At 61.6% G+C, this 12,269-nt stretch carries 12 protein-coding genes; 4 read left to right on the forward strand and 8 right to left on the reverse strand.

Annotated features, from left to right (window positions below; translation table 11 throughout):
* Positions 1–23 precede the first annotated feature (23 nt).
* Both V8G57_RS13900 and V8G57_RS13905 read right to left on the reverse strand, forming a co-directional pair.
* Positions 24–308, reverse strand: coding sequence for a DUF4404 family protein (locus V8G57_RS13900; RefSeq protein ID WP_092395727.1), 285 nt, complete (start codon positions 306–308; stop codon positions 24–26).
* Positions 309–349: 41 nt separating this feature from the next.
* Complete coding sequence (locus tag V8G57_RS13905; RefSeq protein ID WP_342829898.1) at positions 350–2,413, reverse strand: UvrD-helicase domain-containing protein; 2,064 nt, start codon at positions 2,411–2,413, stop codon at positions 350–352.
* A 133-nt stretch (positions 2,414–2,546) separates the two neighbouring features.
* Here V8G57_RS13905 and V8G57_RS13910 point away from each other — a divergent pair, with 133 nt between their 5' ends.
* Positions 2,547–3,026, forward strand: a complete 480-nt coding sequence (locus tag V8G57_RS13910; protein ID WP_342829899.1) for an SRPBCC family protein — start codon at positions 2,547–2,549, stop codon at positions 3,024–3,026.
* Positions 3,027–3,050: 24 nt separating this feature from the next.
* On the opposite strand, the gene V8G57_RS13915 is transcribed toward V8G57_RS13910, so the two are convergent.
* Positions 3,051–3,677, reverse strand: a complete 627-nt coding sequence (locus V8G57_RS13915; protein WP_342829900.1) for a response regulator — start codon at positions 3,675–3,677, stop codon at positions 3,051–3,053.
* On the reverse strand, positions 3,670–5,040 hold the full coding sequence (locus V8G57_RS13920; protein WP_342829901.1) for a cache domain-containing protein: 1,371 nt from the start codon (positions 5,038–5,040) through the stop codon (positions 3,670–3,672). Before V8G57_RS13920 ends, V8G57_RS13915 begins: the two co-directional genes overlap by 8 nt.
* Before the next feature lie 232 nt (positions 5,041–5,272).
* Between V8G57_RS13920 and V8G57_RS13925 the strand changes: the two genes are divergently transcribed.
* A complete protein-coding gene (locus V8G57_RS13925) occupies positions 5,273–7,345 on the forward strand; it encodes a carbon starvation CstA family protein (protein ID WP_342829902.1) in 2,073 nt (690 codons plus the stop codon).
* 10 nt (positions 7,346–7,355) lie between these two features.
* On the forward strand, positions 7,356–7,556 hold the full coding sequence (locus V8G57_RS13930) for a YbdD/YjiX family protein (RefSeq protein ID WP_041742732.1): 201 nt from the start codon (positions 7,356–7,358) through the stop codon (positions 7,554–7,556).
* 77 nt (positions 7,557–7,633) lie between these two features.
* Here the strand turns inward: V8G57_RS13930 and V8G57_RS13935 are convergent, their stop codons facing one another.
* The 4 genes from V8G57_RS13935 to V8G57_RS13950 all read right to left on the reverse strand — a co-directional run bounded on the left by V8G57_RS13935 (position 7,634) and on the right by V8G57_RS13950 (position 10,879).
* Positions 7,634–8,164, reverse strand: a complete 531-nt coding sequence (locus V8G57_RS13935) for a DUF6622 family protein (RefSeq protein WP_092395715.1) — start codon at positions 8,162–8,164, stop codon at positions 7,634–7,636.
* 136 nt (positions 8,165–8,300) lie between these two features.
* Entirely contained in the window at positions 8,301–9,002 is a 702-nt protein-coding gene (locus tag V8G57_RS13940) for a GntR family transcriptional regulator (RefSeq protein WP_254785004.1), read from the reverse strand.
* 258 nt (positions 9,003–9,260) lie between these two features.
* Complete coding sequence (locus V8G57_RS13945; RefSeq protein ID WP_342829903.1) at positions 9,261–9,779, reverse strand: hypothetical protein; 519 nt, start codon at positions 9,777–9,779, stop codon at positions 9,261–9,263.
* Positions 9,776–10,879 carry an MGDG synthase family glycosyltransferase gene (locus V8G57_RS13950; RefSeq protein ID WP_342829908.1) on the reverse strand — a complete coding sequence of 368 codons (1,104 nt, stop codon included), beginning with the start codon at positions 10,877–10,879 and terminating at the stop codon, positions 9,776–9,778. Before V8G57_RS13950 ends, V8G57_RS13945 begins: the two co-directional genes overlap by 4 nt.
* A 267-nt stretch (positions 10,880–11,146) precedes the next feature.
* On the opposite strand from V8G57_RS13950, the gene V8G57_RS13955 reads away from it, so the two are divergent.
* Positions 11,147–12,049, forward strand: a complete 903-nt coding sequence (locus V8G57_RS13955) for an EamA family transporter (RefSeq protein ID WP_144742490.1) — start codon at positions 11,147–11,149, stop codon at positions 12,047–12,049.
* Positions 12,050–12,269: the final 220 nt, after the last annotated feature.

Below are 12,269 nucleotides of genomic sequence, written 5' to 3' on the forward strand. Positions count from 1 at the left end.
GCAAAGCAAGGGTGATCGGGTAGTCAGATACCCATGTCGGTCAGCGTATCGGCGATCTGGCGCAGCACCGGTTGCAGGTGCGGATGATTCACCGCCAGCCGGGCCGAAATGCTCTGGGCGCGTTCCACCAGCGCCGAACGCAGGTCGGAAGCCGGGGCTGCGGCGGCCGTGCCGGAGGATTTCAGCAGTTCCTGGATATCGCTGTCCAGCGATTGCAGCAAGCCTTTCAGTTCGCTGTCGACCGTGCTGTTGTTTTCCAGCGTGCTGCGGAGTTTTTCCAGCGATGTCTTGATGTTGTCTATGCTCATGGTTTACTCCTGAATTGACTCTTACTCTAACATCTATCTTCTCACGCGGCGCGTGGCTTCTGCAACAAAGCCTTCAAACTGGCCAGGCGGTTTTGCGGCGTGATCTGTTCCGCTTCGGTCGGCATGGCGTCGCCTTCGTCCAGCTTCATTTCCTTGACGAAGCGCGATATTTCGCAAACCACCGATTCGCCGGCGCGCTTGCGTTTCTTGCACCAGCTCACGTGCAGGCTGCGCTGGGCGCGCGTGATGCCGACATACATCAGGCGCCGCTCTTCCTCGATGCGGGCGGCGATGGTCTCGGCCGGGGCGTCGGGATCGCCCTTGTGCGGCAAGATGCCCTCCTCGACGCCGATCAGGAACACATGCGGATACTCCAGCCCCTTGGAAGCGTGCAAGGTCGACATGCGCACCGCATCCGGCTCCTCGTCGCGGCCTTCCAGCATCGACATCAGCGCCACCATCTGCGTCAGTTCCAGCAGGTTGCGCTCGTCGCCGGCGCCGTCCTTGCCGCCAGTGCCCTTTTCCTTGAGCCAGTTGGTGAAGTCCAGCACGTTCTGCCACTTGCCTTGCGCCGCGCGGTCGTCGAAGCTGTCATACAGGTAATGCTCGTAATTGATTTCCTTCATCATGTCGTCCAGCACGGCGGCTGCATTTTCGCCGCTGCCGGCCGGGCCGACGCGGCTGGCGCGTGCTTCCAGCTGGTTGATGAAATGGCAGAACTCGCGCAGCGGATACAGCTGGCGGTCGGTCAGCTTGGCTTCGATGCCGCCCTTGAACACCGCTTCGAACAGTGAGCATTGCCACTGGCCGGCTACGGTGCCCAGCACTTCCAGCGTGGCCTGGCCGACGCCGCGCTTGGGCGTGGTGATGGCGCGGATGAAGGCCGGATCGTCGTCTTCGTTGGCGATCAGGCGCAGGTAACTGATGATGTCCTTGATTTCGGCGCGGTCGAAAAAGCTCTGGCCGCCCGACATGGTGTACGGGATGCGTTCGCGCCGCAGGGCTTTTTCAAAGGTCCGCGCCTGGTGGTTGCCGCGATACAAGATGGCGTAGTCGGAAAACTTGGCGCGCCGCTCGAAACGGTGCGCCGACAGCATGATCGCCACCTGCTCCGCTTCCTTTTCGTCGTCCTCCATGCCCATCACCTTGATCGGATCGCCCAGGCCGTGTTCCGACCACAGTTTTTTGTCGAACAGCTTGGGATTGTTGCCGATCACCGCGTTGGCGGCTTGCAGGATGCGCGTGGAAGAGCGGTAATTCTGTTCCAGCTTGATCACTTTCAGGTCGGGAAAATCGACCTGCAGGGTTTTCAGGTTCTCGATGGTGGCGCCGCGCCAGGCATAGATCGCTTGGTCGTCGTCGCCCACCGCGGTGAACATCGGCTTCTTGCCGAGCCCGGTGACCAGCAGCTTGACCAGTTCGTACTGGCAGGTATTGGTGTCCTGGTATTCATCGACCAGCAGGTAGCGCAGGCGGCGCTGCCATTTGTCGCGCACCGCCTCGTTGCTGCGGAACAGCTCCACCGGCAGCCGGATCAGGTCATCGAAATCGACGGCCTGGTAGGCCGCCAGCGTCGCCACATAGCTGCGGTAGATGCGCGCCGCTTGCGCTTCATCTTCGGTGACCGCCTGCTTGATGGCCTCTTCGGGATCGACCAGGCCGTTCTTCCACAGCGACATGGCGTTCTGGATGCGGCGCACCAGCTGTTTATCGGTGGTGATCGCCAGGTCTTGCACGATAGAAAAGCAATCGTCGCTGTCCATGATGGAGAAGCGGTCTTTCAAGCCCAGCTCGCGCGCTTCCTGCCGCAGGATCTTGACCCCCAGCGAGTGGAAGGTGCTGACAGTGATGTGCTTGGCCTGTTTCGGATCCTTCAGCAGCTTGGCGATACGCTCTTGCATTTCGGTCGCCGCCTTGTTGGTAAAGGTGAGCGCCGCGATATGCCTGGCGTCGTAGCCGCAATCCTCGATCAGGTGCTGGATCTTCTGCGTGATCACGCGCGTCTTGCCCGAACCCGCGCCGGCCAGCACCAGGCAGGGGCCGTCCAGGTACTTGACGGCTTCCCGTTGGGGAGCATTGAGACCGAAATTGGGAGTAGACGACATCAGCGGCTGACAGGAAGGAGCAAAGCGCTGTATTTTAACAGTGTGCGAGGCCTCGGAGCCTGCTTGTCGTCCTGCCCCAGTTCCGGCGTCGAATATGGGACAATCCGTCATTAACCATCTTGCCGGACATGCCATGAAATTCAGTCACCTGATCGAAATCAACGATCCTCTCAACCCGCTGATCGATACCCTGACGCGCGAGCAGCTGTGGCGCGGGCTGGTGATGCGGGCCGAGCAGCCGATGTTGTTCGTTGAGCATCTGGACGATTGCCGCCTGTCGGATAAATCGGTGCAGTCGGTAGCGCGTGAATTGCGTTACGGCAAAGTGATCGTCAAGGACGTGGTCAGCTACCTGCCGCTGCTGCAGGTGCGCTACCAGGTGCCGAAACAGCAAGATATCGCCGGCTCCAGCCTGATCATGACGATTGAAGAACCGGAACAGGAAATGCTGTTCGTGCGCTTCGAGTATGAAGACGATGCGGTCGAGCGGCAGCCGGCGGCGCAGGCCGAGCAAGAGTTTTACGACGAATTCCGGCGCTCCGCCTATGAAGAAGCCGATATCGACACCATCCGCGTGATCCGCGAACTGGCCGCCGAAGGCAAGCTGGGGTAACAATCGCCGGCCGCCACGGCAGCTTCAGCGGAAATTGTTTTCCACTGCAAACTTGATCAGTTCCGCCTGGCCTTCGATATCCAGCTTGCGCTTGATGTTCAGCCTGTGGGTTTCCACCGTGCGCACGCTCAGGTCGAGCTCGCGCGCAATCTGCTTGTTCGATTCGCCGTTGGCGATATGCTGCAGCACCTGGCGTTCGCGCGCCGTCAGCAGCTGCCCCGGCGTCATCGGCCGCGCCAGTTTCTGGGCCAGCGCCGCGCTGTAATACATGCCGCCGGAAATCACGGTTTCTATCGCATGCACGATATCCTTGCCGGGCGCGTCTTTCAGCACATAACCGCGGGCGCCGGCCTGCACCGACTGCATCAGGTATTCGGTCTTGTCATGCATGCTCAGGATCAGCACCGCGATTTCCGGGAAACTGACATGAAACCGCGCGGTGAGGTCGATGCCGTTGCTGCTGCCGCGCAGGTTGATATCCATCAGGACCAGGTCGATCGCCTGTTCTCCGGCGCGCTGCAGGGCTTCGTCGGCGCTGCCGGCTTCCGCCACGATGGCGAAACCCGGCACGGCCTCGAGCCGCGCGCGCAAGCCGTCGCGCACCAGCGGATGGTCGTCGACCAGCATGATCTTGGTAGTGATTTCAGGCATAGGAATAGTGTGGATGCGGAATGGTCGCCAGCACCGTGGTGCCGGCCGCAGATGAGTTGACCTTGAGCCGGCCGCCGACGGCTTCCAGCCGCTCGACCATGTTGCGCAGGCCGATGCCGTGTTTCGGATTGCCGTCGATCTGGTCGACATCGAAGCCGACGCCGTTGTCTTGCACGGTCAGGGTAACTGCTTGCGCATCGCCTTGCAGCAGCACCTTGATCTGCGTTGCCTGCGAATGGCGGGCGATGTTGGCCAAGGCTTCCTGGGCGATGCGGAACAACACCGTATTGGCCACCGCCGGCATGCCGTCGGTGTTGCCGCTGTGCTGGAAATCGATGGGGATGCCGGCGTGTTCCAGCCATTCGCGGGCCAGGTGGCTGAGCGCTGCCGCCAGGCCGAGATCGTCCAGGATCGCCGGCCGCAGGTCGTGCGAAATGCGGCGCACTTCGGCCAGCACGTCGTTCAGCTGGCCGGCGCTGCGCTCGAACGTGGCGCGTGCTGCGGCCGACTGCTGCGGGCCGTTGTCGAGCTTGGCGATGCCGGCTTCGATCTGCAGCTTGATCGATACCAGCCACTGGCTGATGCCGTCGTGCAGGTCGCGCGACAGCCTGGCGCGCTCTTCTTCCTGCGAACGCACCACGCGCTGCGCCAGCACTTTCAGCTTGGCGTCGGCCACCCGGTGTTCGCTGATGTTCAGCACCAGCCCCGACACCCCCACCACCAGCGCGCTCAGGATCGCGATGCCGGCAATCCACCACATGGTGTTGCGGATATTGCCGGAAACCTGGGTATCGATCTTGCTGAGCGCGGCGTCGACGTCATCCATATAAATGCCGGTGCCCAGCATCCAGCCCCAGTTAGGCAATGCCACGACGTAGCCGAGCTTGCTGGCGACATGGTGGCTGGACGGTTTTTCCCACTGGTAACGCTCAAAGCCGCCGCCGCTGCGGGCGCGCTCGATCAGGTGCTGGATGGTGAGGTTGCCGTCGGCGTCCTTCATGTCCCACAGGTCGCGCCCGACCAGTTCCGGCTGGCGCGGATGCATCAGGCTCTTGCCCTGCATGTCGTAGATGAAGAAATAACCGTCGTCGCCATAAGACAGCTTGGACAGGATGGCCATGGCCTCGTCCAGCGCTGCCTGGTCCTTGCGGCCGGAATCGTACAGATGGGCGATCGACCAGGTGGCCAGTTCCACGTAATGCTTGAGCTCGGCTTCCTTGCTGGCCAGGTAGGCGGCCTGGATGGTGGCGCGCTGCTGCTGGCCGAGCGCAACCGCCTGGTGCCGCACCGCCAGCGCGATCGCGCACAGCGCCAGGATCAGCGGGACGATGGCCAGGAAGATGATTTTTTGCCGTAATTTCATGGCGCTACTTTACTCGGAATCACCGCCGATTCCATCAAAAACCTCTGCTGCGGCTGCGCTGCCGCCATTCCCGCCTACGTAGTACTACGCAAGCGCAGTGCGTAGTTCCTCGCTTGTCCTCCCGCCCCATATGCCAAATACTTTGGCCGCGGCCTGGTTGCTCGGCGAGTGCCGGCCGCTATCCAATAAAAACAATATTCCACCATATTCATTCCCGCCTGGGAGGAGAACAATGAATCGTCTATATTCAAAGATGGGCTGGCTTGCGCTGGCCCTGCTCGGTGCATTCGCGTTTGGCTACATCGGCCTGCAGCGCGGCGAATCCATCAGCGCCATCTGGATCGTGATTGCCGCAGTCTGCGTCTACCTGATCGCCTACCGTTTCTACAGCCTCTACATTTCCGACAAGGTGCTGGGCCTGGACGCCACCCGCATGACGCCCGCCTACAAGTACAACGACGGGCTGGATTATGTGCCGACCAACAAGAATGTCCTGTTCGGCCATCACTTTGCGGCGATTGCCGGCGCCGGGCCGCTGGTGGGGCCGGTGCTGGCGGCGCAGATGGGCTACCTGCCGGGCATGCTGTGGATCCTGGCCGGCGTGGTGTTTGCCGGCGCGGTGCAGGACTTGATGGTGCTGTTCATCTCGACCCGCCGCGACGGCCGTTCGCTCGGCGACCTGATCAAGTCCGAGCTGGGCCCGGTGCCCGGCGTGATCGCCCTGTTCGGCACCTTCATGATCATGGTCATCATCCTGGCGGTGCTGGCGCTGATCGTGGTCAAGGCGCTGGCGGAATCGCCCTGGGGCACGTTCACTGTAGCGGTGACGATCCCGATCGCGCTGTTCATGGGCGTCTATACCCGCTACCTGCGGCCGGGCCGCATCGGCGAGATTTCGCTGATCGGCTTTGTGCTGCTGATGCTGGCGATCGTCGGCGGCCAGTATGTGCAGGAACATCCGGTGCTGGGCGCCATGTTCACCTTCACCGGCAAGGAACTGACCTGGATGCTGATCGGCTACGGTTTCATCGCTTCGGTGCTGCCGGTCTGGCTGCTGCTGGCGCCGCGCGACTATCTCTCGACCTTCCTCAAGATCGGCACCATCGTCGGCCTGGCGCTGGGCATCGTATTCGTGGCGCCTGAACTGAAAATGCCTGCCTTCACGCAGTTCATGGACGGCTCCGGCCCGGTCTGGTCGGGCAGCCTGTTCCCGTTCCTGTTCATCACCATCGCCTGCGGCGCGGTCTCCGGCTTCCATGCCTTGATCGCTTCCGGCACCACGCCGAAACTGCTGGAGAATGAACGCCATGCGCGCTTCATCGGCTACGGCGCGATGCTGATGGAATCGTTTGTCGCCATCATGGCGCTGATCGCAGCCTCCTGCATCGAGCCGGGCGTGTACTTTGCGATGAACAGCCCGGCGGCCTTGATAGGCACTACCGTGGACAGCGCCGCGCAGGCCGTCTCGCAATGGGGTTTTTACGTAACGCCTGAAATGCTGGCGCAGGTGGCGAAAGACGTCGGCGAGCACAGCATCATTTCCCGCGCCGGCGGCGCACCGACGCTGGCGGTCGGCATGGCGCACATCTTGTCGAGCATAGGCGGCGGCAAAGTGATGATGGCGTTCTGGTACCACTTCGCGATCCTGTTCGAAGCGCTGTTCATCCTGACCGCGGTCGACGCCGGGACCCGCGCCGGCCGTTTCATGCTGCAAGACCTGCTCGGCACCTTCGTGCCCTCCATGCGCAAGATCGATTCTCTGCCGGCCAGCCTGATCGCGACGGCCCTGTGCGTCGCCGGCTGGGGTTATTTCCTGTACCAGGGCGTGGTCGATCCGCTGGGCGGCATCAATACCCTGTGGCCGCTGTTCGGCATCTCCAACCAGATGCTGGCGGGGATTGCGCTGATCCTGGCGACTTGCGTACTGTTCAAGATGAAACGCGACCGCTTTGCCTGGGTCACCATCGTGCCGACCGTCTGGATCCTGGTCTGCACCCTGACCGCCGGCTGGCAGAAAATATTCGACGCCAATCCGCGCGTCGGCTTCCTGACCCACGCCAGCAAATACCAGGCCGCGTTGGCGGACGGAAAACTGCTGGCGCCGGCCAAGTCGGCCGCGCAGATGCAGCAGATCATCTTCAACGACTACCTCGATGCAGGGCTGGCGGCGTTCTTCATCCTGGTGCTGCTGAGCATCCTCGGTTTCGGCATCAAGACCGTGCTGGCGGCACGCGCCGCCAACAAGCCGAGCACCAGCGAAACGCCGTTTGAAGCGCTGCCTGCCAGCGCCTTGCCCTCAGCCTGAAAGGTCGGCCATGCTGGAAGAACTGTCGAAAGCCGGACGCTATCTCGGGCAGACCATGCGCCTGATGGTGGGTTTGCCTGAGTACGGCACCTACGTGACACACATGGAAAACACGCATCCCGGCGAGCCGATGATGAGTTATGAAGAGTTTTTCAAGGAGCGCCAGGAAGCCCGTTATGGGGGCAATGGCCGGGTCGGGCGCTGCTGCTAGCCGCGGCTTGATTGAGCAAGCGTCCTATGGGGGATGTTTTTTGCCGACCGGGCAACCGGCCGGCTTTTTTTTGCCTGTCAGTTATTCAATGGTCCGCTATATGCCTCGCCGGCAGGCTGCGCATTGCGGTACAAGGCGACGATGCGCAGCAGGCGGCCGATGAACATGCCGTTGAACACGCCATAGAGTGCGCATATCGCTGCTGCGAACACGGCGTTGTGAGCCAGCGGCGGCTGTATCGCCAGCAATACGGCAACCGCATATTTGGTCACAAAAATCGCCATCATCAATGCCAGCGGCAGCCAGCTGCCGCGCTGGAACAGCACACCGCGCTCGGGATAGGCCACGATCCGGTCTTTGCGGAACAGTTGCCAGTTGAGCGCCGCTGCAATACCCGCGCTGGCCAGCCAGCATCCGACGGTCAGCGGCGTGACGCCGAAGGTGGCGGCAATTCCCTGCCAGGACAGCGCCAGCATCACCAGCGGGATGATGGAGACTTTTTTCAGCGTGACTTCGCGGTCGGCGCTGGCCACGACGCCGCGATAAACCAGGAACGCCAGCAGCGCCCAGACCCAGGTTGGTGTATGTGAAATGATTTGTGCAAACATGTTGTGCTCCCGTTGAGTGATCTGCGGCGATTATCTGGTCGCCGCAGAGGCGGGAGAAGCGGAATGCGACGAAATGCCGGAATACGTCGTGAATCGACATCCAGCGAGACCGGCACGGCATTGTCCGCCCAGGCTGTCAGCGTATTTCCGCGGAATACTGGAAGCGTTCAGCCGGCACAAATGAAGTGCGCCATTCGACCGGCTCGCCGGCGTGGTCCAGCATCAGGCGCTCGACGCAGATCGCCATGGTTTTGGTTTGCAGCTTGAATACGGCGGCATTGGCGCGGTTCAGCGGCTTTGCCGTCAGGTCGTCGATGGCGCGCGAGACCAGCACATCGCATTCGGTTTCATAAATTGGGTACAGGGACGGCGGCGAGTTGCTTTTCAGGTATTTCTGCAGCTTCCTGAAGCGTGCCAGCGGCAGCCAGATATGTTCCGACAGCACGATTTCATCGTCGAAAGAACGGATGCGATGCAGATACAGCGCTTTGTCGCGCGGCTTGAGCTTGAGTTTGCCTGCCACTTCGGCGGGAGGAATGGCGGTTGTCATCGAGCGGATGCGGGCGGTCGGCAGCCGGTTCTTGGCCTTGCCGTGCATCCGCACGAAACGCAGCATCGAGGAGCGTTCGGCGGCGCGCGCGACAAATGTTCCGCGTCCGCGCACGCGATCGACGACGCCGTCGGTGACCAGCGCGTCCAGCACCTTGCGCATGGTGCCGACTGCGATTCCATATTCAGCGGCCAGCTTGTCCTCGGACGGCAGCGCTTCATCAGCGGCCCAGCTACGCAAAGCGATCCTTTGCAGCAGATCGTCACGGACTTGCAGATAACGCGGCAAACGCGGATCCGAGCCGTTTTCTGGCGGGAGAGGCGGTTTTTTTTGCGAGAGAGGCGTGTTTTTTTTCGAGAGAGGCGTGTTTTTTTTCGAGAGAGACGCGTTTTTTTTGGCGAGAGGCGCGTTTTTTGCACTTTTTTTGATCAGCATTAACAACATTTCAAACTTGGAACGGGCCCGCAATTTACCAAGTTCCAGTTGTTTTTACAATACATATGTGAATCTCTACTCCTATACAGAACCAGAGATTCACATATCGGTTCAGCCTTGGCTGAGCGCGACGCCGGCGGGGCGCGGCTTGCGCTCGGCCAGCCACAGCAGCACGATCGCCGCTATCGAATAAATCCAGTAGTCGGCCGGCACCGCGCCCAGCCAGTGCTTGTGCCACGGCACGTCGACCGGATTGAAGCGCGCCAGGCCATAAGCCGGGTTGAGCACGAACCAGAGCCAGTCTTCGCTGATCCAGAACACCATGATGGAAGCGATGATGCGGCATTCGCTGCGCCAGTCCCAGCTGCCGTTGAACCAGACCGGGTAATGGAACATCAAGGCGATGAAGGGAAAGATCCAGGCGTGGTAGCCGGTCATGGCGCGCCCGCCCCAGAAGATGTCGAGCAGCCAGTGATGCTCGATGCGCCAGGTCGGCAGGTCGGCGGCCCAGCCGGCGGCGCCCTCGATCTGGATTTCGACATTGGCGAAAAAGAAGGCAGTCAGCACGGCCCAGAACAACATGCCGAACAGGCGGCGGTACGGTGAAGCTGCTGGTGTAGTTGCGGTCATGTGGTCGGTAACGGAAATGGAGAATCGAGTTTGCTCAGCACCGTTTGCAGCACGGCGCGGCCTGCGTGCGGGCGTCCCAGCACCAGGCTGCGCTGCCGCAGGCGCTGCAGCTGTTCCGGCTGTTGCAGCAGCTGCTGGACCCGGAACGCCAGGGCAGTCAGGTCGATCGCCTTGAGCGCCGCGCCTTGTTCCAGCAGGTAGTCGGCATTGCGTTCTTCCTGGCCCGGGATCGGTGAATGAATGATCATCGGCACGCCCATCGCCAGGCATTCGGAAGTGGTCAGGCCGCCCGGCTTGGTGATCGCCAGGTCGGCGCAAGCCATCAGCTGCTCCACGTGGTTGGTGAAGCCGAAAGGAAACAGGCGGCCAGGATGGGCCGCAGCCAGCTGCTGCAGGTTGCCCAGCAGCACGGCGTTCTTGCCGGCCAGCGCCACCAGCTGGAAATCGTCGGGCAATGCCAGCAGCCGTTGCACGGTCTTGTCCAGCTCGCCGATGCCGGCGCCGCCGGACATCATCAAGATGATCTTGCGCTCCGGGTCGAGGCCGAACTGCTGTGCGCAGCGGCGGCGCTCCGGGGCCTGGCCGAAGCCCGGCATGATCGGGATCCCGGTCACGTGCACCGCATCGGCCGCCAGTCCGCGCGTCCGCATGCGGTAGGCGATTTCTTCGGTGGCGGCAAAATATCCCTGCATCAGCGGCTGCAGCCACATGCTGTGCAAATCGAAATCGGTGACCTGCACCCAGACCGGGCAAACCACGCGCTGCTTGCCGATTTCCCGCGCCAGCAATTCGGCCGGCAGGAAGTGGGTGCAGATGATGGCGTCCGGCGCCGCGGCACGGATCGCGGTGCGCAAGGGGCGGGTGCTGATGCGTTCAATCGCGCGCCGCAGTTTTTGGGTCGGCGAGCTGCTCAGGGCCTTGTCGCTCTTTTGGTAGACATAACCCCACAGCGCGGGATGGCGGTTCACCAGGTGCAGGTAAAAATCGGTGTATACCGCACGGAATCCGGCCGGCACAAAATCCATCGCATCCAGGTGGATTGCTTCGGTACCGGGGAATTCGGCGGCGGCGTAGGCCTTGAGCGCTTCGGCGGCGCGCATGTGGCCGGCGCCGGCGGAGACGCTTAACAGCAATAGCTTGCGAGGGCGGGGCGCGCTCGGCGCATGGACTGGCTTATGAATGATAGGCTCCGGCCAGGTTTGCCGCCGGCGATGCAAAAATGACTACTTTCAAGCATACTCCTTGCATTCTGCGTTCGGATTCTTACTGCTCGGTTACAGCTTCATGACAGCGATGATAGGGATAAATCGGCGCTGAGTAAAATGACATTTATGACACATCATCCCTGCTTCTGAAAGACTGAAAAAATGCCCACCACTCGCAAACCGCTGGACGGTTTGGCCATGAGCCTGATGTTGATCCTGTGCCTGTGCTGGGGGCTGCAGCAAGTTGCCATCAAGGTGGCGGCGCCGAGCATCTCGCCGATCTTGCAAAACGGCTTGCGTTCGGCAGTGGCGGCAGTGCTGGTGAGCGGCCTGATGTGGTGGCGCGGCAGCAAATTCTCGCTGACCGACGGCACCTTCTGGCCGGGCCTGGCCACCGGCCTGCTGTTCGCCGGCGAATTCCTGTGCGTCTCCATCGGGTTGAACTACACCACCGCCTCGCACATGTCGGTATTCGTTTACACCGCGCCGATTTTTACCGTGCTGGGTTTGCACTGGCTGGTGCCGGGCGAGCGCTTCGGCCTGACCCAATGGCTGGGCGTGGTCGCCGCATTTGCCGGGATCGCGGTGGCGTTCGCCGGCGGCTTTGACGCCGGCGCCGGTTTCAGCCGCACCCTGGTCGGCGATGCGCTGGGCGTGCTGGCCGCCGTATTTTGGGCCGCCACCACCATCATGATCAAGCGCAGCGTGCTGACCAACGCCGCTCCCAGCATGACCTTGTGGTACCAGCTGGCGGTGGCCGCAGTGACGCTGCCGCTGCTGGCGCTGGTCTTGGGGCAGGCGGAAGTAGTCACTCCCTTGACCGGCATCATGTGGACCAGCCTGGTGTTCCAGTCCCTGATCGTCGCTTTCGGCAGTTTCCTGGCCTGGTTCTGGATGCTGCGCCGTTACCTGGCTTCGCGGCTGACGGTGTTTTCCTTCCTGACGCCCCTGTTCGGGGTCAGTTTCGGCGTCTTGCTGCTGGACGATCCGATCGGCTTGCCGTTTGTATTCGGCGCTGCGCTGGTCTTGAGCGGGATCGTGCTGGTCAACTGGCAGCGCGGCTAAAGGATACGCAAGCCATAGGCAAACGTCTGGTTTTTGCAACCAGGCGGCGGATCTGGCCGGATTTGGTTGATTGTTTTACTTATATATTTGGTATTATCTAGATCTTAATTTATTCCCGTAAGACAATATTCCGGGCAACCACAGGGACACGCATGAGCAACGTACTCCAGAGCCTGCAAAGCCTCATCGGCGGGCGCCAGACCAATCGGATCCTGCGCCT

The sequence above is a fragment of the Collimonas rhizosphaerae genome (assembly GCF_038896935.1).
GTDB lineage: Bacteria > Pseudomonadota > Gammaproteobacteria > Burkholderiales > Burkholderiaceae_D > Collimonas > Collimonas rhizosphaerae.